The organism is Pseudoalteromonas sp. AWM4_233 (assembly GCF_056158285.1).
In genome coordinates this window covers 1,988,511-2,014,225 of sequence record NZ_JBSWSZ010000001.1, presented here as the reverse complement: position 1 = coordinate 2,014,225, position 25,715 = coordinate 1,988,511, and the positions used below count along the sequence as shown (strand labels likewise).

General features: G+C 39.6%; 24 protein-coding genes. 18 read left to right on the top strand and 6 right to left on the bottom strand.

The features are described 5' to 3' along the window. Positions 1-358 precede the first annotated feature (358 nt). Genes ACXAC4_RS08935 through ACXAC4_RS08915 form a run of 5 tightly spaced genes read left to right on the top strand, consistent with a single transcriptional unit; the run spans position 359 to position 5,727 of the window. Complete coding sequence (locus tag ACXAC4_RS08935; RefSeq protein WP_475160733.1) at positions 359-1,882, top strand: DUF1800 domain-containing protein; 1,524 nt, start codon at positions 359-361, stop codon at positions 1,880-1,882. A gap of 9 nt (positions 1,883-1,891) precedes the next feature. Beyond that, entirely contained in the window at positions 1,892-3,226 is a 1,335-nt protein-coding gene (locus ACXAC4_RS08930; RefSeq protein WP_475160731.1) for a DUF1501 domain-containing protein, read from the top strand. A 27-nt stretch (positions 3,227-3,253) separates the two neighbouring features. Further along, positions 3,254-4,375: a M24 family metallopeptidase gene (locus ACXAC4_RS08925; RefSeq protein WP_475160730.1), complete on the top strand. Its 1,122-nt coding sequence runs from the start codon at positions 3,254-3,256 to the stop codon at positions 4,373-4,375. A gap of 9 nt (positions 4,376-4,384) precedes the next feature. Next, positions 4,385-5,317 carry a bifunctional Delta(1)-pyrroline-2-carboxylate/Delta(1)-piperideine-2-carboxylate reductase gene (gene lhpI / locus ACXAC4_RS08920; protein ID WP_475160728.1) on the top strand — a complete coding sequence of 311 codons (933 nt, stop codon included), beginning with the start codon at positions 4,385-4,387 and terminating at the stop codon, positions 5,315-5,317. Continuing rightward, positions 5,317-5,727 carry a hypothetical protein gene (locus ACXAC4_RS08915; RefSeq protein WP_475160727.1) on the top strand — a complete coding sequence of 137 codons (411 nt, stop codon included), beginning with the start codon at positions 5,317-5,319 and terminating at the stop codon, positions 5,725-5,727. Before lhpI ends, ACXAC4_RS08915 begins: the two co-directional genes overlap by 1 nt. A gap of 93 nt (positions 5,728-5,820) precedes the next feature. Here the strand turns inward: ACXAC4_RS08915 and fur are convergent, their stop codons facing one another. From fur to ACXAC4_RS08890, 5 genes are all read right to left on the bottom strand, one after another. Beyond that, positions 5,821-6,264 carry a ferric iron uptake transcriptional regulator gene (gene fur, locus ACXAC4_RS08910; RefSeq protein ID WP_421962676.1) on the bottom strand — a complete coding sequence of 148 codons (444 nt, stop codon included), beginning with the start codon at positions 6,262-6,264 and terminating at the stop codon, positions 5,821-5,823. A gap of 102 nt (positions 6,265-6,366) precedes the next feature. Next, complete coding sequence (gene fldA, locus ACXAC4_RS08905) at positions 6,367-6,894, bottom strand: flavodoxin FldA (RefSeq protein ID WP_058029914.1); 528 nt, start codon at positions 6,892-6,894, stop codon at positions 6,367-6,369. A 14-nt stretch (positions 6,895-6,908) separates the two neighbouring features. Further along, a complete protein-coding gene (ybfE, locus tag ACXAC4_RS08900) occupies positions 6,909-7,187 on the bottom strand; it encodes a LexA regulated protein (RefSeq protein WP_058029913.1) in 279 nt (92 codons plus the stop codon). A 2-nt stretch (positions 7,188-7,189) separates the two neighbouring features. Next, a complete protein-coding gene (locus ACXAC4_RS08895) occupies positions 7,190-7,411 on the bottom strand; it encodes a DUF2788 domain-containing protein (protein ID WP_058029912.1) in 222 nt (73 codons plus the stop codon). An 85-nt stretch (positions 7,412-7,496) separates the two neighbouring features. Beyond that, a complete protein-coding gene (locus ACXAC4_RS08890; RefSeq protein ID WP_475160724.1) occupies positions 7,497-8,255 on the bottom strand; it encodes an alpha/beta fold hydrolase in 759 nt (252 codons plus the stop codon). A gap of 126 nt (positions 8,256-8,381) precedes the next feature. Here ACXAC4_RS08890 and seqA point away from each other — a divergent pair, with 126 nt between their 5' ends. The 11 genes from seqA to ACXAC4_RS08835 all read left to right on the top strand — a co-directional run bounded on the left by seqA (position 8,382) and on the right by ACXAC4_RS08835 (position 23,298). Continuing rightward, on the top strand, positions 8,382-8,924 hold the full coding sequence (seqA, locus tag ACXAC4_RS08885) for a replication initiation negative regulator SeqA (RefSeq protein WP_138478629.1): 543 nt from the start codon (positions 8,382-8,384) through the stop codon (positions 8,922-8,924). 9 nt (positions 8,925-8,933) lie between these two features. Continuing rightward, complete coding sequence (gene pgm / locus ACXAC4_RS08880) at positions 8,934-10,571, top strand: phosphoglucomutase (alpha-D-glucose-1,6-bisphosphate-dependent) (RefSeq protein ID WP_475160722.1); 1,638 nt, start codon at positions 8,934-8,936, stop codon at positions 10,569-10,571. Positions 10,572-10,642: 71 nt separating this feature from the next. Then, positions 10,643-11,677, top strand: a complete 1,035-nt coding sequence (gene astE / locus ACXAC4_RS08875) for a succinylglutamate desuccinylase (protein ID WP_475160720.1) — start codon at positions 10,643-10,645, stop codon at positions 11,675-11,677. A 247-nt stretch (positions 11,678-11,924) separates the two neighbouring features. Next, a complete protein-coding gene (locus tag ACXAC4_RS08870) occupies positions 11,925-13,142 on the top strand; it encodes a thiamine pyrophosphate-dependent dehydrogenase E1 component subunit alpha (RefSeq protein ID WP_475160719.1) in 1,218 nt (405 codons plus the stop codon). Continuing rightward, positions 13,142-14,119 carry a transketolase C-terminal domain-containing protein gene (locus ACXAC4_RS08865; protein ID WP_475160717.1) on the top strand — a complete coding sequence of 326 codons (978 nt, stop codon included), beginning with the start codon at positions 13,142-13,144 and terminating at the stop codon, positions 14,117-14,119. The genes ACXAC4_RS08870 and ACXAC4_RS08865 overlap by 1 nt, the downstream gene beginning before the upstream one ends. Before the next feature lie 9 nt (positions 14,120-14,128). Beyond that, positions 14,129-15,688, top strand: coding sequence for a dihydrolipoyllysine-residue acetyltransferase (locus tag ACXAC4_RS08860; protein ID WP_475160715.1), 1,560 nt, complete (start codon positions 14,129-14,131; stop codon positions 15,686-15,688). A gap of 260 nt (positions 15,689-15,948) precedes the next feature. Beyond that, positions 15,949-18,936: a TonB-dependent receptor gene (locus tag ACXAC4_RS08855; RefSeq protein ID WP_475160714.1), complete on the top strand. Its 2,988-nt coding sequence runs from the start codon at positions 15,949-15,951 to the stop codon at positions 18,934-18,936. A 98-nt stretch (positions 18,937-19,034) separates the two neighbouring features. Then, positions 19,035-20,060 carry a proline racemase family protein gene (locus ACXAC4_RS08850; RefSeq protein WP_475160713.1) on the top strand — a complete coding sequence of 342 codons (1,026 nt, stop codon included), beginning with the start codon at positions 19,035-19,037 and terminating at the stop codon, positions 20,058-20,060. 167 nt (positions 20,061-20,227) lie between these two features. Then, positions 20,228-21,238, top strand: a complete 1,011-nt coding sequence (locus ACXAC4_RS08845; protein WP_475160711.1) for an ArsJ-associated glyceraldehyde-3-phosphate dehydrogenase — start codon at positions 20,228-20,230, stop codon at positions 21,236-21,238. 5 nt (positions 21,239-21,243) lie between these two features. Continuing rightward, positions 21,244-22,437 carry an organoarsenical effux MFS transporter ArsJ gene (gene arsJ, locus ACXAC4_RS08840; RefSeq protein ID WP_475160709.1) on the top strand — a complete coding sequence of 398 codons (1,194 nt, stop codon included), beginning with the start codon at positions 21,244-21,246 and terminating at the stop codon, positions 22,435-22,437. A 213-nt stretch (positions 22,438-22,650) separates the two neighbouring features. Continuing rightward, complete coding sequence (locus tag ACXAC4_RS08835) at positions 22,651-23,298, top strand: substrate-binding periplasmic protein (protein ID WP_475160706.1); 648 nt, start codon at positions 22,651-22,653, stop codon at positions 23,296-23,298. A gap of 37 nt (positions 23,299-23,335) precedes the next feature. On the opposite strand, the gene ACXAC4_RS08830 is transcribed toward ACXAC4_RS08835, so the two are convergent. After that, positions 23,336-23,857, bottom strand: a complete 522-nt coding sequence (locus ACXAC4_RS08830) for an NADPH-dependent FMN reductase (protein ID WP_475160705.1) — start codon at positions 23,855-23,857, stop codon at positions 23,336-23,338. Positions 23,858-24,027: 170 nt separating this feature from the next. Between ACXAC4_RS08830 and ACXAC4_RS08825 the strand changes: the two genes are divergently transcribed. Together ACXAC4_RS08825 and ACXAC4_RS08820 are read left to right on the top strand one after the other, a co-directional pair. Then, positions 24,028-24,756 (top strand): energy transducer TonB, encoded by a 729-nt coding sequence (locus ACXAC4_RS08825; protein WP_475160703.1) that lies wholly within the window; start codon positions 24,028-24,030, stop codon positions 24,754-24,756. A 34-nt stretch (positions 24,757-24,790) separates the two neighbouring features. Next, positions 24,791-25,687, top strand: coding sequence for a LysR family transcriptional regulator (locus ACXAC4_RS08820; RefSeq protein ID WP_475160701.1), 897 nt, complete (start codon positions 24,791-24,793; stop codon positions 25,685-25,687). The last annotated feature ends 28 nt before the right edge of the window (positions 25,688-25,715 follow it).

Sequence of the window (25,715 nt, the reverse complement as noted above, 5' to 3'; positions counted from 1 at the left end):
TTCTAGTGATGACTCTAGCAGTGGGTCTGACCAGGATTCAGGGAACGATTCTGATAATGATAGTAGCGATGAAGCCAAACCACCGGTTATAGCCATAAAAATAGATTCAGATACCTTTAAACAAGGTGAAATAGTTAAAGTTAAGGTCGAGGTAACAGAGCAAGGTTCAGAATCATTCAGTTTTGCATGGCAACAATTTTCAGGACCTGAAATCGCACTGACAACGACTGATTCGTTAGAGTTTACAGCTTCTAATAATTCCACTGCTCTAGATGAAAAGTATCATTTCTTAGTGACAGTGACCAATTCAGCTGGTCTTTCCTCTCAACAAGAAGTTAGATTTTCAGTATTGAAGGATATGAACGATATACAAGCTGCAAGGCTTCTCCACCAGGCAAGTCTTGGACCGACTTACAATGAAATTCTGGCAGTTACAGGTAAAAGTTACGAACAATGGCTTGATGATCAATTTAACCTCCCGATTACTTATCATAGTCCACTCGTCGAAAATTACCCAGATCGAGATGAGCCTAATCAAATTAACCGTATAGATGCATGGTGGAAAGCAAGTTTAAACGCAGAAGATCAGTTAAGACAGCGTGTTGCTTTTGCCCTGAGTGAAATCTTTGTTGTATCCGATCTAAATACATCACTTAGTGGTGAGCCTGAAGGCATGGCTGCTTATTATGACATTTTACTTGAAAATGCTTTCGGAAATTATAGAGACTTATTAAAGCAAGTCACTTTATCACCTGTGATGGGCGTATACCTAAGCCACCTAGGAAATGAAAAAGCGGATCCTGAGCGTAATATTCGTCCTGATGAGAATTATGCACGTGAAGTTATGCAGTTGTTCACTATAGGTCTTAACGAACTAAACTTAAATGGTATGAATAAGCAAGATGAGAATGGCGAAATCATACCAACATACGGTCAAACTGAAATTGAAGGGTTTGCAAAAGTGTTTACTGGTTGGACATTTGCTTATAGCGCAAGATGGAGCCGACCAAGTAGAAACTATACTTTGCCAATGCAAGCTTTTGAAGACTATCACTCAAGAGCTGAAAAAACATTGCTAAATGGTGAGGTTATTCCAGCAAATACGAGCGCGGAACAAAGCCTAGAAATTGCGTTAGATAATTTGTTTAATCACGATAATGTCGCACCATTTATTTCAAAGCAGCTAATACAACGATTAATTACTTCTAATCCAAGCCCAGGTTACGTAGAGCGGGTCGCTATGGTATTCAATGATAATGGGGAGGGGGTAAGAGGAGATTTAGCTGCCACAGTGAAAGCGATTTATTTAGATAATGAAGCTAGAGGCCTCGCTACACCGCTTGCACATTTTGGCAAGATAAAAGAGCCTTTACTCAAAACAGTTCAGTTCTGGCGGGTTTTTAACGCTAAAACCCTTAATCACCGTTATTACACTTGGAATTTATCCTCAACTTATGGTCAGGGCCCTTTGCAATCGCCTTCGGTTTTCAACTTCTTTAGACCTGACTTTAAACCTGGGGAGCTGGCAAGCACTGAATTTGTTGCTCCCGAACTGCAAATCGCTAATGACGCAGCGTTAATCGGTATTATTAACACGCACTATGCAGATCTCGTTTGGCGTGTGGCTGAGCGTCATGATGAGTTAAATGAAAACAGCCTTTATCTATATATGCAAGCAGACCACGACTTAATCAATATGAATGGGCTGAGTGCAGTTTTAGATAAATACGATTTGCTATTTTTCGCCGGTAATATGTCACAAGAAATGAGACAAGCACTGATCGATATGGATGAGTTTTTTGCAAGCCGAGACAGTTATCAACGTATTTCCAATCTTGTTTATTTAATTTCAATTTCACCCGAATTTACCTTGCAGCAGTAGGAGACGGACATGAATAGAAGAAAGTTTTTATCTTATTGTATGAAAGGTGGCGTATCGGTTGCTGCATTAACTCAATTGCAACTACAGGCTTTTCAGGGATCTTTGTCTTATAGCTTTGACGATCATAAAGCGCTTGTCTGTGTATTTTTATTCGGTGGCAATGATTCCCTAAATATGTTGGTACCGTTAGAGGGCGAACAACGGACTTTATATGAAGCAAGTCGACAAAACTTAGCGGTGACAGATTCACTCCAGCTATCTCCCGTTACTGAATTTGCTGGTGGAGTAGGTCTTCACCCTGCTATGGGCTCAATAAAAAATATTTTTGATAATAGAAATTTAGCTTTTATATCCGGTGTAGGCAGCTTGATTGTGCCAACTAGCAAAGCAGAATATCAAAATGAAAGTGTGCCTCTTCCTAAACACCTATTCTCTCATAATGATCAGCAAGCTACTTGGATGCATGGCAGAGAAAAAGTCTCTTTAAACAGTGGCTGGGGCGCAAGACTATTAGAGCGAATAGAACAAGGTGGTTCATTCGTAAATAACATTTCATTAGCGGGAACCAACCCGTGGCAAACCAGTGTTAATCAAACGCCATTCTCATTACATAGAAGTGGTGTCAGTAAAATAAACCCAATTAATGGTACTGGAAATCGCGCAGCCCATGTAAAAAGTATAATGAATAGAGTGCTTGCCCAGTCAACCCACCCTCTAGCGAGTGCATATGGTACAAAAATGCAAAAAGCGATCACAAATACAGAAGCAATGAATAGTGCTATTGAGTCCAGCGAAGATCTAAGCAGTTATTTTTCTGATAGTAGTTTGTCACAACAACTGCATACTGTAGCTAAATCAATCTCAGTTAGAGAAACACTCAATGCAAAAAGGCAAATTTACTTTGTGAGTATGGGGGGCTTTGATACACATGATAATCAGCTCACAACTCATCCAGCATTATTAGGCGCTTTATCTCAGTCTTTGTCAGAGTTCAATGCAGCGATGTCATCCATCAATGCAAACGATGATGTAACCTTATTTACGATGAGTGACTTTGGCCGCACTTTAACGTCGAATGGTGACGGTACTGATCATGGTTGGGCGGGAAATCAAATCATTATGGGTGGCGCGGTAAATGGCGGAGAAATTTATGGCTCACTGATGACGCAACACCTAGATGGCCCGAATGATACGCGGGGGGGGCGTTTGATCCCACAAGTTGCGAATGAGCAATACTTTGCGTCTTTGGCACAGTGGTTTGGTTTAGATAACACAGAGTTGGTTGATATCTTTCCAAACTTAACTAATTTTAACTCGCATACCTTACCATTTATGCGTAGCTAACAAAAGAATATTGTATACAATCGTGGTTTGAGTTATGTTATTGCCATTATTGGTGGTGGTATAACTCAAATGCAAACACGATATCTTCAACGTCAGCAGCGTTTATTATTAGCTTTACAAGAGAAAGACGTAAAAAACTTGTTGGTGTTTAACTACGAAAACATCTTTTATCTAACAGGTTACAGTGGTAACGCAGCTTACCTCATCGTTTCAACACAAGGTCTATGGCTGATCACTGATTACAGATATTTCGAACGGGCAAAATCAGAAAGCAATGGTTGTGAAATTATTTGCAGAGACAGAGATACAGAATCATTAGGCGCGTGTATAAAACGTTTCTTACCTCATGATAAAACGGGATTTGAAAGCCAAGCTATTAATTACGGCGTCTGGTTATCTATTGCTGATGAATTAGCTTCATATGACGTTTCACCACTCGATGGCTGCATCGAAAAGCTCAGAATGATTAAAGACGAGTTAGAAATTGCTTCTATTAAAAAAGCAGCAGCTATTGCAGATTTGGCTCTTGCGGATTTACTCACTCAAGTTTCAAAAGGGGTGACTGAATTAGATTTGGCTACTGAGCTTGACTACAAAATGAAAAAGCTTGGATCTGATGGGGTAAGCTTTGACACCATTTTATTGTTTGCAGAGCGAAGTGCTTTGCCCCATGGAAAGCCTGGAGATAAAAAGCTTAATTATGGTGACTTGTTATTGATTGATTTTGGTGCTGTGGTCAATGGCTATCGCTCAGATATGACGCGTACTTATGTTTATGGCGAACCAAACTCCCATCAGCAAGCTATGTATGATGCTGTTTTCGCATCTCAAAGCAAATCTTTAAAGAGTCTTAAAGCAGGAGTTGATTGTCAGCAGCTAAATCAGATTTCATTAGATGTTTTGGCTCAAGCAGGGTTTTTAGAGTATGCAGGCAAAGGGTTGGGACATGGTGTGGGTTTGGCATTACATGAAATGCCTTTTATAAACCCAAATACAGATTATCGGTTAGAAGCAGGCAATATTATTACTATTGAGCCTGGAGTGTATATACCTGACGTCGGTGGTATTCGCATTGAAGATGATGTACTCGTAACCAATGATGGTTTTGAGTTTATAACCCATGCACCAAAATCGTTTGTGATTAAATAAGGAAAAGAAATGAAAATAGTTACCGAACAACAAGTACATGCTAGTTTAAGTTTCAACAAGGTCATCGACGCATTAAAAGAAGGCTTTTCAAGACCTGCGGGCACACCGACCAGACAAGTGTTTGAATTATCAGAGTCTGAAGAGAACCATGATGCTTTTGCCGTTTTACCTGCATGGAATGAAGAGGTTATCGGTGTTAAATCTTTTACTTATTTTCCTTCAAATGCAGAGCATGGCTATAAAAGTTTATATTCTAAAATTATGTTGTTTGACCGCTGTCACGGTGAGCCACTGGCATTGGTAGATGGCACGAGTGTAACACTTTGGCGAACTGCAGCAGTGTCCGCGCTAGCAAGTCAATATCTATCAAGACAAGATAGTGCCCATTTGGTGTACTTTGGTTCAGGTAATTTGTCACGTTACATGATTGAAGCCCATATGAGTGTACGTGATATTAAAAAAGTGACTATCATTGCCAGAAACAAGGATAAAGCAGAAAGTTTGAAAGCGTTACTCGATGAAAAATATTCTAAGGTAGAGTTCTTAATAGGTGAGTCAAATCGAGCAACCATTAGTTCGGCAGATATTATCAGCTGTGGTACGGGTTCTCATAACCCCTTGTTTGATGGAAATTGGGTGTCAGATGGTGCGCATATCGACTTAATTGGTAATCATCACAGACAGTTTAGAGAGTGCGACTCTGCTTGCGTAGTTCGTTCAAAAGTATTTGTCGATAGTAAAAAGAACGTGCTCAATGAAGCAGGGGAGATACTTATTCCTATTACAGAAGGCGTTTTTTCTGAACAACAGATCATCGCTGAGCTTAGCGAAATGCATCAATTTGATACATTAAGAGCTAAAACTGATATTACCTTGTTTAAATCAGTTGGCACCGCGCTAAGCGATCTTATAACCGCACATTTGGTCTTTAAGTCGCAGTGATGATCTGGTTAAGTGTACTCGTAACCTCGTTATTTTTTGCTGCCACACTCATTATGTGGCAAAGCAAAAAGAAGCAATTAAACAAACGTATATGGCGACAGGTGCAAGTTGATAACTTGGTTAAAGTAAAACAGCATAAGGCCGGGCCATTAGAAATGTTAGGTGAGTCGAGTCTTTTAGTTGAATTTACTTTTAATGATATTAGCTATTGTTGTCAAACTGCTTTTAGACCCGATTTATATCAATCGTTTAAAGCTCAAAAGGCCACTTTCATTTTAATTGATCCTGAGAACCCCAAACAGTGCTATTACAATGCTTGTCAGCAAACGAGATATGTAAAGTTGTGGGTGAGTCTTTCACTTTGTCTTAGTGCTTGTTTAATTCTAATCGCTGTATTCAAACATACTTAGAAATTAGTGTTTGAAGATAGGTAAGTAGGTATATAGGAAGGGCTTATATTTACATTAGAGCAAAAAAAGCCGACTTACGTCGGCTTTTCTAATTTAGCTATTTTCTTCAGCGTATTTTTTACACGCTTCTGCATCTTCACATTCACCGTAAAGATATAAAGAGTGGTTAGTCAATTTGATACCATTTTGAGTGGCAATCTCAACCTGACGGGTTTCGATAACTTCATCTTCAAATTCAACAACCTTGCCACACTTCAAGCATACTAGGTGATCGTGGTGAGTGCTGCCCGCTAATTCAAAGACAGATTTACCACCTTCAAAGTGGTGGCGAGTAACAATGCCTGCATCATCAAACTGGTTTAAAACTCGATAAACTGTTGCAAGGCCAATTTCTTCGCCTTTATCTAATAAAATTTTATAAACGTCTTCAGCGCTGATATGTTGATTATCAGGAGACTGCAAGATTTCTAAAATTTTAATTCGTGGCAAAGTAACTTTTAACCCTGCTTTCTTCAACTCTAAGTTATGATCAGTCATTATCTGTCTCAGTAATTTTATTAATTCTATTTTACTCTAGTAATGAGCACGACTTCATTACTAAAGGTAACGTGCATTGACTATAAGTGCAAAACTTATTGATTAGTCAACAAGTTCACTTAGGCACATTTCATCAAATACTTGTGCACACCATGCTTTAACACGTTGCTCTGTTAACTCTGGTTGACGGTCTTCATCAATACCCAAGCCAACAAAGTGATTATCATCAGCCATCGCTTTAGATGCTTCGAAGTCATAGCCTTCTGTAGACCAGTGACCTACAACAATAGCGCCTCGCTCAGTAACGATATCGTTGATCATGCCCATTGCATCAAGGAAATATTCAGCATAATCTTCTTGGTCACCACAACCGAAAATAGCAACTAGCTTGCCTTCGAAATCAACTTCTTCAAGCTCAGGGAAGAAATCATCCCAATCACACTGTGCTTCACCGTAATACCAAGTTGGAATACCAAACAGGATTAAATCAAACTCAGCAATTTCTTCTTTACTACTTTTAGCGATGTCTTTTACATCAACAAGCTTTTTACCAAGCTCTTTTTGAATCATCTTAGCAACGTGTTCAGTGTTACCAGTATCGCTACCGAAAAAAATACCTACGCTTGCCATGTAATACTTACCTTCTATCTATTATTCGCTAATTTCTCTTGCAAAATGGTTTCTATCAGTGCGCTTCTACTGATATTTTGCGCTTGTGCCATATCACTTAGAGCTTGGTAAAGCTCAGAGGATACTTTGAACTCAATACGCTTTAACCCTCTTGCCTTATCACGTTTGATCTGGTTCCGCTTATTAACTTTTAACTGCACTTCACGAGGAAGCGGGTTAGTTTTAGGACGACCAGGACGTTTCTCATTTTCAAAAAGATCGATTGTTGTACGATCTGTTTCTGACTTGGCCATGTTTATCCTACGCCAGCGCCTTGCCAAAATGCTTGTATAAGCCCTTTCGCAATAAAACCTGAACAGCCTAGAAACAATACGAGCCAAACAATATATCGACCAAATTTAGGCACATCACCTTTTTTTAAAACATCGTTGATTGCCATTCCGATAAAGAAAAAGATGCCTGCTAAACCGAAATACAGTCCCATAGTTTCAAACTGTTGAATATACTGATTGGCCATACTTGCTCTAACTATTATTTAAACGGCGGCTACTATACCATAACCGAGTATCATAATTTAATAGTGTGAGTGAAAAACTCGCTAATTATTGAAGAAAATCAATAATTGACCGATTTACGGCTTGTGGTTTTTCAGCATGCAGCCAATGACCAGCGCCATGGATGACTTTTGCTTTCGACTTTGGAAATAATGAGACGATTGCTTCTCTATGTTCTGGCAATATGTAGTCCGAATTATTCCCCTTAATAAATAAGGTATCACATTGGCAAGAATGAGTCTCATTAATATTTGAAATGATCTTTGAATAGTTTTCAACAATGGTATTTAAGTTGAATTTCCAAGCGTAACCGTTTTCAAACTTAGACAAGCTTTTTAATAAAAATTGTCTAACACCCATTTCATCTATAAATTCTTTCATTATTGCGTCAGCTTCACTTCGCGAACTGACACCTTGTTTCTGAACAGATTGCAGGGCATTAATAATTGAATTATGGCGAGGGTGGTAATCAACAGGTGCAATATCAAGTACCACCAGTTTATTAACACGTGCTTCATCAAGCATGGCTAATTGCATTGCAACTTTACCACCCATAGAATGGCCGATTATATGCGCTTTTTCTATATTCAATTCATCAAGCAAATTGAGCACATCTCGAGCCATAGCAGGGTAACTTACTTCATCTTCATGAAAAGATACACCATGATTTCTTAAATCTATATTAATGACAGTGTAATGTTCGCTAAGGGCTTTTGCGATAACGTTAAGGTTCTCCAATGAACCGAATAGGCCATGCATGATCACGACAACGGGACCAGCTCCTGTTTGCTTGAAATTTAATAGCATTTTGCACTCCGATAAATTATGAGGTAATTTTGCCAGTGTATTGGTGAAATGCAAAGGCATAGTGTCTTGGCTCATTTCATTATATAATCAGCTCGATGCACCAAAATCAGTAATGACAGGAAAAGCATGAAAAAAATAGAAATAGATGACGAGCTTTATCAATATATCGCCAGTAATACGCAAAGCATTGGTGAAAGTGCCTCAGACATTCTGCGTCGTTTATTAAAGTTATCACCCAACACATCTTCAGAAGTTGATGATGTTGTATTAGAAGAAGAACCACAGCAAGAGACAGTTGAAGAACAAAGCGTCACAAAAGTGACCACTAAAACTGCTAATGTTTTTAATATTCTTAATAAAGAAGAGCTCGCTATGCAAAAAGGTGTAGTAGGCCGATTTTTATTTATTTTAAGTGCATTACACCGCACCCATAAAGACAGCTTTGATTCAGTATTAGAAATCAAAGGCCGTGATAGAATTTATTTTGCAAAAAGTAAAGAAGCTTTATTAGAAAGTGGCAGCAGTATGAACCCTAAAAATATTGCAGACAGTGAATATTGGGTCATGACCAATTCTAATACCACTCGTAAGAAGATGATGTTACATGAGGTTGCCCTAGGTTTAGGGTACAAAGAAGCTGACGCTGAAACTATTAGAGATTACCTATAAGGACGTTTTATGTCTATCCATCCAGGTGCTGGCAAACCAGCAAAACACGACACATTAGTGAACATACCAAAACTTGTCTCGGCTTATTATTTAAATGAACCAGATTTAGAACAAAACCCTGAGCAATGTGTTGCTTTTGGCACATCAGGCCACCGTGGATGTTCGTTAAATGTTAAGTTTAACGAGTCTCATATTCTAGCTATTACACAAGCTATTTGTGATTATCGTAAAGAAAATAATATCTTTGGTCCGTTATTTTTAGGTAAAGATACGCATGCGTTATCTGAAGCAGCTTTTAACTCAGCCATAGAAGTGTTAGTAGCGAATGAAGTACAAGTCATTACGCAAGAAAATGATGACTATACTCCAACACCTGTGATCAGCCATGCGGTTGTGTGTTACAACAAAGCGCATCCACACGAATTAAGTGATGGTATTGTTGTCACGCCTTCGCACAATCCACCTGAAGATGGTGGTTTCAAATATAACCCGCCAAATGGTGGCCCAGCTGATACTGATATTACAAAGTGGATCGAAGACAGAGCCAATCAGTTATTGCTTGAAGATTTAGTCGAAGTTGAGTTATTTCCTTTCGCGAAGGCTAAGCAATCTGGCTTCATTAAGTACGAAGATTTAATCACACCTTATGTTGAAGATTTAATCAATATTGTTGATCTAGACGCTATTGCAAAAGCAGGTGTAAAAATTGGTATCGATCCTCTGGGTGGTTCTGGTATTAATTTCTGGCCTGTAATTAAAGAAAAGTATCGCCTTGATTTAACCGTTGTAAATCCTGAAGTTGACCCGCGTTTTGCATTTATGCCTTTAGATAAAGATGGCAAGATCCGCATGGATTGTTCGTCACCTTATGCGATGGCAAACTTAATTGCGTTAAAAGATGACTTCGATATTGGTATTGGTAACGATCCAGATTATGACCGCCATGGCATAGTAACCAAAGATGGTTTAATGAACCCAAATCATTTCCTAGCGGTTGCAATTGATTATTTGCTTACTCATCGTGATTGGGCGAAAGACATTAAAGTGGGTAAAACACTTGTGTCTTCGGCGATGATCGACAAAGTGGTTAAATCATTAGATAAAGAAGTGTTTGAAGTACCTGTTGGTTTCAAATGGTTTGTAAAAGGTCTAAGTGAGCAGTGGCTTGCATTCGGTGGCGAAGAAAGTGCAGGCGCGTCATTCTTACGTCGTGATGGAAGTGTTTGGAATACCGATAAAGATGGCTTTATTTTAGGTCTTCTTGCAGCAGAAATTTTAGCTGTAACTGGTAAAACACCATCTGAACGTTACAAAGAGCTTGAAGCAGAATTTGGTGCGCCTCTTTACAAACGTATTGATGCCCCCGCTAATGCAGCGCAAAAAGCAAAATTAAAAGCGCTTAGTGCTGCAGATGTGACTGCAGATACACTAGCAGGTGACAAGATTGTTGAAAAGCTCACTGAAGCACCAGGTAACAAAGCTGGAATTGGTGGCTTAAAAGTCGTAACTGAGTCAGGCTGGTTTGCTGCTCGTCCATCAGGCACTGAAGATATTTACAAAATTTACCTTGAATCTTTCAAAGGTGAAGAACATTTAGCGTTACTAGAACAAGAGGCCAAAGCGCTTGTTGATTCTGTAATCAGCTAAACAATTTATTCTATAAAAGCCATGCTCAAGCATGGCTTTTTTATTTATACACTCTCACAAAAGGGGACAGTATGTACCTTGAAACACTTAAAAAGTCTGGTGACTTTTTATCGATTACTCGCGAAAACGAATTTCATTTAGAACCGACATCATTTGTACTAGCAAATGGTACCCAAGTTGATGTACTTGATACGGGTGTTATTAAATTCACACCTAGTTCAAAAACAGCAAAAGATATTGTTTTATCAAGCGCGGTTCATGGTAATGAGACTGCCCCCATTGAAATTTGTGATGAACTGATCCAAAACATTATCTTAGGCAAATTAGAACTTAAGCAACGTGTGCTGTTTATTTTTGGTAATCCTAAGTCAATTAATATTGGTGAGCGATTTGTAGAAGAGAACTTGAACCGTTTGTTCAGTGGTTCGCATAGCAAAGGGGATGTGCACAATGCAGAAAGAGACAGAGCAAAAAAATTAGAAACTTATGTGTCTGACTTTTTTAATGAGGTAGAAGCTGGACGTTATCGTTGTCACTATGATTTACACACGGCTATTCGAGGTTCAAAAAACGAGAAATTTGCAGTTTATCCGTTTTTAAATGGCAAGCATTGGAAAAAGTCACAACTTCAGTTCTTACTTTCTTGTGGTGTTAACACCGTATTAATGATGGCAGCACCTGCAACGACATTCAGTTATTTTTCTTCAAATGAATTTGGAGCTGATGCGTTTACCATAGAGCTGGGTCAAGTTAGGCCTTTTGGTGAAAATGATATGGCGCGCTTTGAGAAAACCAAACAAACTCTCACTGCATTAATTAGCCAAGAAAAGGTCAAATATAAGGAATTTAATTCTGAAGACTTTGAGTTGTTCGAAGTGTATCGAACGATTAATAGAACACAAGAAGCATTTAGCTTTACTTTCCCTGACAGCGCAGTGAACTTCACAGGCTTTTCAAAGGGTGAGTTGTTAGCAAATGACGGCGAAAAGCAGTATTTTGCAGAAGTTGAAGGTGAAGCCATTATTTTCCCAAATGCTAAAGTTGCACTAGGTCAACGTGCATTATTAACCGTTATTCCTATGCAAATTAATGAAAAGTTCATATAAGTAACTGAATTAAAAGCTAATAACATAGCGTATTCTTTTCTTTCCAGTAATATTTATGCAAATTAAGTGTTATTCATCTATGATCAGTTGAATAACACTTTACGTTAACGTAAAGTGTCGATAGGTTTAATTTAAACCAATTGCATAAATCGCACAGATTATTCATAAAACAACATAGCGAACGAATAAATACTTTTGAGTAGTTATTTGCATGCAAATGGATAATGACAACAAGAGAAGGTAGGTTATGATTAACCCGAATAACATATCTCTAAATATCAGCCACGCGCTGGAATTTATTGATGGCCATGCACTGAATATCCCCACCTTAAAAATTCTCGGTGACAATGGTGAGATCCTTGATGGTGCAACCGCACCAGAGCTAGATAAAGAAACAGCATTAAAAATATATAGCACTATGCGCTTCATTCGTTTACTAGATGAACGTATGCAGGCTGCACAGCGTCAAGGTCGTGTTAGTTTTTACATGCAATGTCTTGGTGAAGAAGCCGCAGTGACAGCAAGTGCTGCAGCGCTTAAACATGATGACATGATTATGGCCCAATACCGCGAGCAAGCAGCGCTTGCTTATCGTGGTTTTAGCCTAGATAACTTTATGAATCAAATGTTCTCAAATGAACTTGATTTAGGTAAAGGCCGTCAGATGCCAATCCACTATGGCTCTAACGAACTTAATTATATGACGATTTCTTCACCGCTTGGTACGCAAATCCCGCAAGCGACAGGTTATGCATATGGTCAAAAATTGAATCATATTGATGCTGCCACTGGTGAACTTGCTTCTGAAATTGATAACGTGACTATTTGTTATTTCGGTGAAGGTGCTGCATCTGAAGGCGACTTCCATGCAGGTTTAAACATGGCTGCTGTGCACAAAGCACCGGTTGTTTTCTTTGCGCGAAATAATGGTTATGCGATTTCAACGCCAGCTGATGAACAATTTAAAGGCGATGGTATTGCTGCTCGTGGCGTCGGTTATGGTATTAAGACTATTCGTGTTGATGGTACTGACACTCTGGCTGTTTATGCCGCAACACAAGCTGCACGTAAAATCGCAGCAGAGCAGGGTGAACCTGTTTTAGTTGAATCTATTGCTTATCGCTTAGGTGCTCACTCAACATCAGATGATCCATCTGGCTACCGTAGTAAAGATGAAGAAGCTGAATTCAGAGCGGCTTGCCCAATCGAGCGATTCAAAAGCTGGCTATTAAAGCAAGGCTGGTTAAACGAAGCAGAAGACGAAGCGGCAAAAGATAAGATCCGTGAAGAAATACTTGCTGCATTAAAGGTTGCTGAAAAAGTACAAAAACCAGCACTAGAAGAGCTCGTTTCTGATGTATACGACACACCAATTCCAGCGCTTCAAAAACAATACGAAGAATTAAAAGAACATATCAAGCAACATCCAGAAGCGTACCCAGTGACTGCAGGGAGAATCAAATAATGGCTAAAATGAACATGCTACACGCCATTAACTCGGCGCTAGACATTACCATGGCAGAGCATCCGCAAGCGTGTATCTTCGGTGAAGATGTGGGTTACTTCGGCGGTGTGTTCCGTGCGACATCAGGCTTACAAGAAAAATACGGTAAGCACCGTGTATTCAATACACCTCTGACAGAGCAAGGTATTCTTGGTTTCGCAAACGGTTTAGCTGCTTTTGGCGCACCGGCACTGGCTGAAATTCAGTTCGCTGATTATATCTTCCCGGCATTCGATCAGATCGTGAACGAATCTGCAAAATTCCGTTACCGTAGTGGTAATGAGTTCAATGTTGGTAATCTAACAATTCGAACGCCTTACGGCGGTGGTATTGCGGGTGGTTTATACCATTCACAATCTCCAGAAGCTTACTTTGCGCATACGCCAGGTTTGAAGCTAGTTGTACCTCGTAACCCTTACCAAGCTAAAGGCTTATTGCGCGCATGTATTAAAGACGATAACCCGGTCATTTTCTTCGAACCTAAGCGTTTATATCGTGCTTCAGTTGGTGAAGTACCTGAAGAAGACTACGAAATTGAACTGGGTAAAGCTGAAGTCGTAAAAGAAGGCTCAGATGTGACGCTCCTCGCTTGGGGTGCGCAGATGGAAATCATCGAGCAGGCTGCTGAAAAAGCAGAAGAAGCGGGTATTAGCTGTGAGATTATTGACTTACGCAGCATTTTGCCTTGGGATGTGGAAACGATTGCTAAATCAGTCACCAAAACAGGTCGCTTGATTATTAGTCACGAAGCTCCGATCACCAATGGCTTTGGTGCTGAGATTGCTGCAACTATTCAGCAAGAATGTTTCTTACATTTAGAATCGCCGATTTTGCGAGTGTGTGGCTTAGATACCCCTTACCCACTAGCACTTGAAAAAGAATATGTACCAGATGCACTTAAAGTGTTCTCTGCGATTAAAAAATCGGTTGAGTTTTAAGGATTAGACATGTCAAAAGAATTTATCTTACCAGATATTGGCGAAGGCATTGTAGAGTGTGAAATCGTTGAATGGTTAGTCTCAGTCGGTGATGAAGTAAAAGAAGATCAGCCAATTTGTGACGTGATGACTGACAAAGCGCTAGTACAAATTCCTGCCGTACATGATGGTGTGATCACACAATTACACTATGAAAAAGGTGAAATTGCTAAAGTACATGAGCCGCTTTTTGCAATGGATGTAGCGGGTGCAGCACCTGCTGAAGTAGCCAATGACACACAAGCTTCATCAGACACTTCAGGTTCTCTTTTAGAAGACTTTATACTGCCAGACATTGGTGAAGGTATTGTTGAGTGTGAAATCGTTGAGTGGTTAGTCAGCGAAGGTGACACTATAGTTGAAGACCAAGCTGTGTGTGACGTAATGACAGACAAAGCCTTGGTACAGATCCCAGCTAAATACGATGGTGTAGTTGAAAAGCTGTACTATCAAAAAGGCGAAATTGCGCAAGTTCACAGTCCGTTATTCCAAATGCGTTTAGCTGGTGGTAATGGCAATGTTCAAACTTCTTCGGTAGCTGAGAGTAAGCCAGCTGCAAAAGCTAAAACACAAAATACTGCAGTGAAAACGCAATTACCAAAAAATGGTAAAGCAATCGCGTCTCCAGCTGTTCGTCGTTTAGCACGTGAGCAAGATATCGACATTAACTTGGTACCTGGCTCTGGTAAAAATGGTCGAGTGTATAAAGAAGATATTACTCGCTTTGTAAATGGCGAAACTGAGCAACAAGCAGTTGTTGAAACTAAGCCAGCATCAACAATTTCTGCACCGGTAGCTGCTTCAGCTCAGGCTGTTACTTCAGGGAGCACGCGTGTAGAGCCTATTCGTGGCATGAAAGCAGCAATGGCAAAGCAGATGGTTGCATCGGTATCCACCATTCCACACTTTACATTCAGCGATGAAATTGATTTAACTGATCTAATTGCACTTCGTAAAGAGCTGAAAGAGCAGTATGCGAAAGAGGGCATTAAGCTAACCATGATGCCATTCTTTATCAAAGCACTTTCGCTTGCGATTAAAGAGTTCCCAATCGTTAACTCACAAGTAAATGATGACTGCACTGAGATCACCTATTTTGATGACCACAATATCGGTATGGCCGTAGATTCGAAACTCGGTTTATTGGTGCCTAATATCAAAGGTTGTCAGAGTAAATCTATCGTTGATGTTGCCCAGGATGTTACGCGATTAACTGATGCAGCTCGAGAAGGGCGCGTTTCACCGGATGATTTGAAGGGCGGCACAATTTCAATTTCGAATATAGGTGCAATTGGTGGTACAACTGCAACACCAATTATCAATAAGCCGGAAGTAGCGATTGTTGCACTCGGTAAATTACAACACTTACCGCGTTTTGATCCACAAGGTAATGTTGTATCTCGTGCAATTATGCAAGTAAGTTGGTCTGGCGACCACAGAGTTATTGACGGTGGCACAATTGCTCGATTCAATAACCTTTGGAAAGCTTACCTAGAAAACCCTGCGAAAATGATGATGGCGATGCGTTAAGTTATTTTCAAAATAAATTTGTAAAGCCCCGCCAAGTGCGGGGTTTTTTGTTAATGACCACTTCACGTTTTTATTCTAACCCTACCTTGTCGATATTTCTTTTTTGTACCTGTTAACCCTTAATTTATGAGCAAATGTATATTTTGTTACATATTCCAGTTAACAAAAGATCAAATAAAATATTGTATACAATATAAATTGTATGTATTGTGTTACGCGTCATTATGAAAAACGCAAAACTCACAGGAGTAGGACAACTCATGAAGTACAATAATAAAAAAGGTAACTATCTAAGAAAAAGCCTTGCAGCGACTGCAATCGCTGCAGCATTAAGTTGGCACGCGCCAACGTTAGCTGTAGACGGTAGCAGTATTGTTAAGGGTCATATCGAAGCAAGTACGGGCTCTGATATTATTGGTGCAACATTGACTTTCAAACACAAAACTAAAGGTTTGAAATATACAGTGACAACCAATGCTGAAGGTGAGTACTTGTTACGTAATGTACCTGTTGGTACTTACGACGTAACAATCGTCAAAGATGGTTATCAAAGTGTACTACAAGAAAATGTAAACGTTACCATTGGTCAATCTATGATCATTGATGCACAAATGTCGCAAGCTGGTCAAAATATTGAGCGCATCGCTGTAACAGGTGCTTCAATTCGTCGAGTTGATTTAAGTAACTCGACATCAGGTGTGACATTCAGTGATGAAGAATTAAACATGATGCCAGTGAATACGGGTTTCGAAAGCATTGCACTACTTGCACCGGGTACGTCTGCGCCTGGTGGTAGCAGTTTCAATGGTGCATCAAGCTTTGGTGGTGCGTCATCAGCTGAAAATGGCTATTACTTCAATGGTTTAAATGTTGCTTCAATCAAAACTGGCCTAGGTTCAATTCGCTTACCTTGGGAAGCAATTTCTCAAACGCAAATCAAAACGGGTGGTGTAAGCCCTGAGTTTGGTGGTGCGATGGGTGGTATTGTAAACGCGGTATCTAAGTCGGGTGAGAACGATTTTGATTTTGGTGCAGAAGTGCGCTGGGACCCTTCAAGCTTAGAGTCTCACCATGACTCTATTTTCCAAAGCAATGGCACTATTTCTACAAATAATCAACGCGATGAATACGACTTTAAAGAGTTTCAGGTATGGGCTTCAGGCGCATTAGTTGAAGATAAACTTTTTGCCTATGCATTATTTTCACCCCGTCGTTCAGACAGTGAAGGTGCAGGACAAACAACCTTCAGCTCAACATCAACAGAAGAAGACCGTTGGTTCACTAAGTTAGACTGGTTCATTAATGAAGATCACTCATTTGGTTTCTCAGCGATGAATAACAAACGTACTTGGGATACAACAAACTTTGTATATGATTGGCAAACGAATGTCATCGGCGATCAAAAAGGGGTTGCTGCACCAGGTGAAGATGGCGGTAAAGTTTTCAGTGTGAACTATAACGGTTACTTAACAGATACTATGTCAGTGTCTGCTGTCGTTGGTCAGGTTACTGAGAATGTTGAAAATGTGGTTGCATCGACAGATCCTGGCGTATGGGATTCTAGAAATGGCTGGACAACACTAAGTCAACACACAACCTCAACTGTATCTGAAGAGGAATATGTTCGTGAGCAAGCGCGTGTAGATTTTACGCTTGATTTAGATGAGCATGCATTGCAATTCGGTATCGACTATAACAAAGTAAAAGTTAAATTTAGCTCAGGTCAAAATGGTATCGGTGATGGTATGGGCTGGTGGGAAATCAAAAACGCAGGTGTTGATGATATCTCAGGTGCAGCAGAAGGTGAGTCTTTCATCGAAAGACGTGTAAGAACACGTGATGTAGATTCTGATTCAACTTCAATTGCGTTCTATATTAATGACACTTGGCAAGCAACTGACAACTTAGTGCTTAATTTAGGTCTACGTTATAGTGAATTCGAAAACACGGTAACAGATGGTCGTGCATACGTTGATATGAAAGACCAAATTTCGCCTCGTCTTCAAGCAATCTATGACTTACATGGTGATGGTACAGCTAAAGTGTTCGCAACATTTGGCCGTTATTACCAACCGGTTTCTGCAAACATGAATATCACGCAAGGCTCAGCGTCAGTTGAATGGTTCGAATACCATGAAATGGGCGACGTAAATGCAGATGGTACACCAGTACTGTTAGCAGATGGTTCACCAAGTCGTGGCGATATGTTACGTGACCGTCGCTGGCGTCAACGTGGTATTACTGAACCTGGCCTTATCGCTTCTTCAAGCTTGAAACCTATGTATTCTGATGAAATCACCATTGGTTATCAGCAGGAAATTTTTGACACTATGTCAGCGGGTGTACGTGTGGTTCACCGTGACCTAGGTCGCAGTGTAGAAGACACAGATGTAGGTCCTGTACTTGCTAAGAAATTAGCTGAAATGGGTATCACAGATAATGTGGGTCAAGGCTCATATTATGTGTTGAACAACCCAGGTGAAGCGATTGAAATGTCTTATGACTTTGATGGCGATGGTACAGTTGATGTAATTAACTTATCTGCTGAAGAGCTAGCTTTACCTGCAGCAGTACGTAAGTACACAGCGGTTGAGTTCACTTTAGATGGCAACGTGACGGATGATTTAAGAATTAATGCATCTTACACTTGGTCTAAAAACTACGGTAACACAGAAGGCCTAGTTAAAACTGATAATAACCAGGCAGATCCAGGTTGGACGACTTCATACGACTATGCTGACCTAATGGATCATGGCTACGGTAACTTACCAAATGACCACCGTCATGCATTCAAATTTTCTGGCTCGTATAATATCACGGATAACCTAATTGCTGGTTTAGTTGCTCGTACTACTTCAGGTCGTCCGCAAAGTTATTTCTCAGTGCACCCTAAGAATGTCGATAGTTGTGCAGAAGGTAACCCTTGGGACGCATGTATCAGTCGTTACTATGATCATGCCTCACACTATGACGAAAATGGTAACCCAGCACCTCGTGGTAGCGTAGGCACACTACCATGGGTAACGAATGTTGACCTTTCAATGTCATATTTCACAGAGCTAATGGGTAATGAAGTATCACTGAAAGCCACCGTTTATAACTTATTGAATGCTGATAGTGCATTAAACATCAACGAAGAACGTACTCGTTATGGCGATGATGGTATTGAGTTAAACCCAGACTACGGCATGGTGACTAGTCGTCAAGCGGCTCGCTATGTCTCACTGACTGCACGTATGGTTTTCTAATCTCCCTGAAAATACCCGTGCGCGCTGAGCGAAGTACCTACGCTCAGCATTCACCCAATGCCAAGCTTGCTTGGCATTTTTCGATCTAAGGAAGTTTCATGTCAGATTTTATTAAACAATTAGAAACACTAAACATTCAGTCTGGGACACAAATAAAGTGCATTGATATGCATACAGGTGGTGAACCGCTTAGAGTTATTAAAAGTGGCTTTGCGCCCATTAAAGGTAAGCGCATCCTCGATAAACGGCTTGAATGTCTTGAACATCAAGATCAAATAAGAACAGCCATTATGGGAGAGCCAAGAGGTCACTCAGATATGTATGGTGCTTTAATCACTGAAAATGAAAGAGCAGACAGTGACTTTGGTGTGTTATTCCTTCACAACGAAGGATACAGCACTATGTGTGGTCATGCCATCATTGCATTGTCTACATTGGCTGAAAAAGCAGGCCATTTTAAAGAAAAAGACGATCTAAAAATTGATTCACCAGCCGGGCAGGTAACTGCATATTATAAAAATGGGCAGGCGTTTTTTGATAATGTCGCCAGTTTTGTAGTGAAACTCGATCATCAAATTAATCATCCTGCTATTGGGTCTTTTACAACTGATGTTGCTTTTGGTGGCGCCTATTATGCTTACGTAGATGCAGATAAGCTTGATATCTCGTTGTCAAAAGCAAATGCCTCTAAATTATCTGAGCTTGGTGAAGAGATTAAAGCTTTAGTTAACGCTTCTTTAGCGCTTTCACACCCAGAAGATGAAAGTTTGAGTTTTTTATATGGTGTGATTTTTTACTCGTCTACCCAAACTAAAGACAAAGAAAGCCATAGTAAACATGTGTGTATATTTGCTGATGGTGAGCTTGATAGAAGCCCAACAGGAACAGGGGTAAGTGCAAGAGCCGCAATACTTCATGCTAGAAAGCAAATAAACGTTGGTGACAAAATTACCATTGAAAGTATTGTTGATAGTAGCTTTGATGTACAAATTCAAAAAGAATCACAATTTCATGATTATAACGCTGTGATACCACGAGTATTTGGCACTGCATATATCACTGCATTTTCTAACTTCGTTTTAGAAGACTCAGATCCATTCAAATATGGTTTTTTCTTAAAATAACGCGCCGAATGACCCAGAACGAAAATTAAACTTGAATATATGGAAAATCGAATATATGATTTTCCATATATTGTTGAGGTTGACAGTTTTTCCTTAAAACTAGTAATCACATTTTCAAGAAAGTTGACCATAATCGATGTGTCTTCATTTAATTTCTGGGAGTAAACATGAGTATAAAAGTTGGAATAAATGGCTTTGGCCGTATGGGTCGCTTAACTATGCGTGCCTTATATGATACTGCTGGCATTGAGATCATTCAGATCAATGACCCCGCAGGCAATGCAGAAACATTGGCGCATCTAATGAATTTTGACTCGGTGCATGGTCGCTGGAGCCATGAAGTGGATTTCGCAGGCGATAGTATGCAAATCAATGAACATACTATTTCAGTTACTCAGAATAAAACGATTGAAGCGTCTGATTGGTCAAGCTGTGATTTGGTGATTGAAGCCTCAGGAAAAATGAAAACCAAAGCCAAACTTCAAGCTTATTTTGATCAAGGTGTAAAGCAAGTTGTGGTAACAGCGCCAGTCAAAGAAGACGGTGTATTAAACGTAGTGTATGGCGTGAACCATGATTTATTTGACGTTGAGAAGCATAAAATTGTGACCGCAGCATCATGTACAACGAACTGTTTAGCGCCACCTATAAAAGTATTACAAGAAAAAATTGGTATTGTACATGGCTCAATGACAACAATTCACGATATCACCAATACTCAAACCATCCTTGATGCGCCACACAAAGACCTTCGTCGAGCAAGGGCATGTGGTATGAGTTTGATCCCAACCACAACGGGGTCTGCTACTGCAATTACACATATATTCCCTGAATTGAAAGGTAAACTAAACGGTCATGCTGTTCGTGTTCCATTGGCAAATGCATCAATCACAGATTGTGTATTTGAAGTAAGCCGTGCGACTACCGCTGAAGAAATCAATGAATGGATGAAAGGAGCGGCAGAAGGTGAACTAAAAGACATTCTAGGCTTTGAGACTCGTCCACTTGTGTCAATTGATTATAAAACAGATCCAAGAAGCAGTGTTGTTGATGCCCAATCAACCATGGTCGTAAATGGTACGCAAGTAAAAATGTATCTGTGGTACGACAACGAATGGGGTTATGCAAATAGAACTGCAGATCTAGTTCGTTATGTTATTGAGCAAAAGTGGGGATAATCTAAATGTTGTCCAAACTCTCGGATGACATAAAACAATACTTACTCATCACCAGTAATTATTGGGCGTTCACATTGACAGATGGAGCGCTAAGAATGCTGGTGGTGTTGTATTTCCACCAGCTTGGCTACAGCGCACTTGAAGTCGCCATGTTGTTTTTGTTTTATGAATTCTTTGGTGTTGTTACTAACTTAGTGGGTGGTTGGCTAGGTGCTCGACTTGGTTTGAATAAAACCATGAATTTAGGTTTATCTATTCAAATCTTTGCACTGGTCATGCTTGCTATTAACCCAGAGTGGTTGAGTGTTGCTTATGTTATGTGTGCTCAGGCATTATCTGGCATTGCAAAAGATCTCAATAAAATGAGCGCCAAAAGTGCCATAAAAAAATTGGTACCTGAAGACGCCGATGGTGTTTTGTATAAGTGGGTTGCAATTTTAACTGGCTCTAAAAATGCCCTAAAAGGCGTCGGTTTCTTTTTAGGTGGCTTGCTTCTGACCTTGTTTGGGTTTCAAGACGCATTATGGTTAATGGCAGGTATGCTGACACTTGTTTGGTTATTAAGTATATGGCGATTAAAAGCAGACTTAGGTAAAAAGAAAGCAAAACCTAAATTCACTGAGATGTTTTCAAAAAGCCCACAAATAAACCGTCTTTCAGCTGCGAGACTATTTTTATTTGCAGCCAGAGACGTATGGTTTGTGGTTGCATTGCCGGTTTATTTTGTCAGTGAATTGAGTTGGCAAAGTAGCACAGTAGGTACTTTTATGGCTGTGTGGGTCATTTTATATGGCATAGTACAGGCAAACGCCCCCAAAGTAACGGGCCAAAATATGGCGTTAACCCAAAGTAAGCAATCAGCAGCGTCATGGGTAACAACTCTTGCGATAATTCCGGCAATGATAGTATTGGGTTTAGATTCAAGTTTCTCACCAGAGCTTATCCTTGTTGGTGGTTTGCTAATTTTTGGTGCTGTATTTGCCATCAACTCATCGTTACACAGCTATCTTATTGTGAGGTGTGCAGACAGTGACGGCGTATCAATGGATGTGGGCTTTTATTATATGGCCAACGCAGCAGGGCGCTTAACTGGTACTGTATTGTCTGGTGTTATGTATCAATATTATGGCTTAAGCGCCTGCTTATTGGTTTCGTCAGTTATGTTAGGCATTGCCATAGTACTAACTAAGCGACTTTAATCTCTTTTATAAAACCCAGAAACTTAGATTCTGGGTTTTACTTCCACTTTTTATCCATAATTATCAACTACAGTTAATGTAGGTTTGATAATGATTGGTGTCACTTTGAAACAGTTTAAATTCATCTTTTTTGTTCTCTTACTATCCTTATTTTCAAATTTTAATGCTTTAGCAAAGCAATTAACTTTGTCTGTAGGAGAGTGGCCGCCCTATATGGGAAGCGATCTTCCGAATAACGGTGCGATTGCAGAAGTAATAGCTGAGGCATTTGCAGATATAGGGTATCAAGTGTCTTTTGAATTTTACCCGTGGGCGAGAGCGATGGAGCAAGCGCAATTAGGGAGAGTTGATGGTACCGGCCTATGGCTTAAAACTGACTCTAGAGAAAGTGAATTCTATTTTTCTGAGCCAGTATTAGAAGAAAAGCATGTATTTTTTTACAACAGAACAGATAAGCCGATATTAGATAGCTTTGAAGCATTAAAGTCATATAGTTATGTTGGCCTTGAAGATTTCAGTTATGGCATAGATCTAGATAACATTATTCGAGCGAAACAAATCAACATGCACAGAGTGTCTAATGATGAACAAGCATTTGGCATGTTATTAAAAAACAGAGTATCGATTTACCCTCAGGAGATGGCGGTGGGGTATTATCTGTTACGTCAGCATTTTTCAGAGCAAGACATGAATAAAATAGGTCATATTGAACAGCCGTTCATGCGCAAAAACAGCCACATTATCTTATCGAAAGCAGATAAGAATAATGCTGAAATTCTGAAGATGTTTGATGAAGCTTTACTTAGAATGAAACAGTCAGGTCGTTATGATCAACTTTTAGCAAAAGTGATTAAATTTTAAATCTGAGCTGTGTTTAATACACAGCTCATAGTAGGTTCTAAATCAAAGCAGTGATAGTTTTGATTTGATCAACAAGTTCTGAGTTATTTAACTGACCAGTTTCTAAATCGAAATTATCATAGAAGCTCGGTACAGAAAGTGAGCCTTTTACATCCATCGCAAAAAACTGAGATGAACCAACTGCAGAAGCGAGTACGCTTTGCGCACCACCAGGACCCGGTGAAGTCGCTAATAAAATAACTGGTTTACCTTGATACACTTTCATATCAATTCTCGATGTCCAATCAAAAATGTTTTTGTAAGCAGCCGTATAAGAACCATTGTGTTCAGCAAAGGAAATAACAATGGCATCTGCTTCGCCTATTTTTTTGAAAAATATTTGAGCTTGTTCTGGAATACCTGATTCATTTTCACGATCTGAGCTGTAGATCGGCATTTCAAAATCATTTAAATCCAATAATTCAACGTCTGCGCTTTCAATTTGGTTTGCCGTGTACTGAGCCAGTTGTTTGTTAATTGATTGACGGCTGCTACTTGCTGCAAATGCTAATACTTTCATGATTTCTTCCTCATTTATTAAGTGATGAGTCTTCAATTCATTGCTCGACTCGATAAATTCTAGTCTATATTAAGAATCTAATAAGTTTAATAGCTGGTTTATACTTTCACTATTTCCATATGAGTGCTAATGTACCTATTTAAGAGGAAATACTATCTATGCGAGGGAATATGAAACGCTTTTTATTTATACCAACCACTTTAATACTTGCAGCTTGTCAATCTACGCAGTCAACACCGAGTTATTGTGAACAAAATCCGCAGGCATCTATCTGTGATATCAATAGTTATTCTAGTAACGCTTTAGACGCGCTATTTGAGTTGCAAGACAAGCCAAGAAAACGGGCTTTTGCGATGTTCCATAGTGGGAATGGTGGCGAGGCAATCGGATATGCGTATGGATATCGTGCCCAAAGTGATGCAGATGCGCGAGCTCTTAAAGAATGTAATCGCCGATTACAAAAGATGAAGATGACAGGTGAATGTCAATTAATTGATCTTTCATCAAAATCTGGAGTCAATTATGCAGATGTGCAAATTAGTGATTTAACACAAAACAAAGTAGAACAAAACTGGAAGTATTATCAACAAAATACACCATTATACCCAGTTGCACTCGCAAAAAATGGTATTTCAGGGTGTGCAGTGTTTGAAGCAAAAGTTACTGAAGGTGGTAAATTGGTTAACCCAGAAATCATAGCGAGTAATAACAAGCCTAGGCTTAATAAAGAAGCGCATACATTATTAGAGGAGTCGTTATGGTTACCTGTCAATAATGAAACTAGAGATGAAGAAGTAAAAAAGATGAGAGTAGATTATTGTATGGGCGGAAAGTCACTCATTGAAGCTAAAGCACTATGTAATAAACAGGTTCAACAGGCTTGTTCAAGCAAGCTATGACTAGCTAACGTTGTTAAGGGCTTATATATTTTTCATGCAGCAAACAAAGTTATTTGAAGGCATCGAGATTTTCTCTGAAGTGGTTAAGCGCGGCAGTTTTGCAAGTGCCGCTCTGCAATTAGGTCATTCTAATTCTCATATTTCTAAGGAGATTAATAAATTAGAAGCACGGCTAGGTGTGAGATTGTTAAATAGAACCACACGTTCTTTGGCACTAACACCTGAAGGTGAGGCTTATTATCAGCAATGCTTACAATTAATAAGTGACGCACAAGACGCCTTCAATCTTGTCACGCAGGGAGACGATACGCCAAAAGGTAATTTAAAATTGAGTTGCCCAATTGGACTATATCGCTCCCATATACAATCGATATTAGTGAAGTTTTTAAAGCTTTATCCAAATATAACGCTTGATTTAGATCTAAGTGATAAACGGGTCGATTTGGTTGCAGATGGTTTTGATTTAGTGATCCGAGCAACACCTGCATTAGATGAATCTAGCCTCATTTGCAAAAAAATTTACGCCTGTCCAACTTATGTTGTCGCATCAAAATCTTACATCGAACAATACGGGCAACCTTATCATCCAAAAGAGCTAATTAATCACCACTGTATAGGTTACAGTAACCATAAGAACCCTGGTAAATGGACCTTTATGCCAGTTGAAGGTGAGCAATTTACCGTCGATGTGAAACTTAAAGCACTTTGTAATAATGGAGAAGCTGAAACCGCACTGGTTGAGGCAGGTATAGGGGTCACTCGATTACCTGAGTTTTATCTATCGGGTGGTATTGCATCTGGGAACTTACAAATCCTTTTCGAAGAATATCAACAACCAACAGTGAATGTTTACGCGGTTTACCCAAGTAGAAAGCACCTGTCTTCTAAAGTCAGGCGCTTTATTGATATGTTAAGCAACGAGCTTCAGTAATGTTTTAGAAACTTGCTTAAGACTAAGG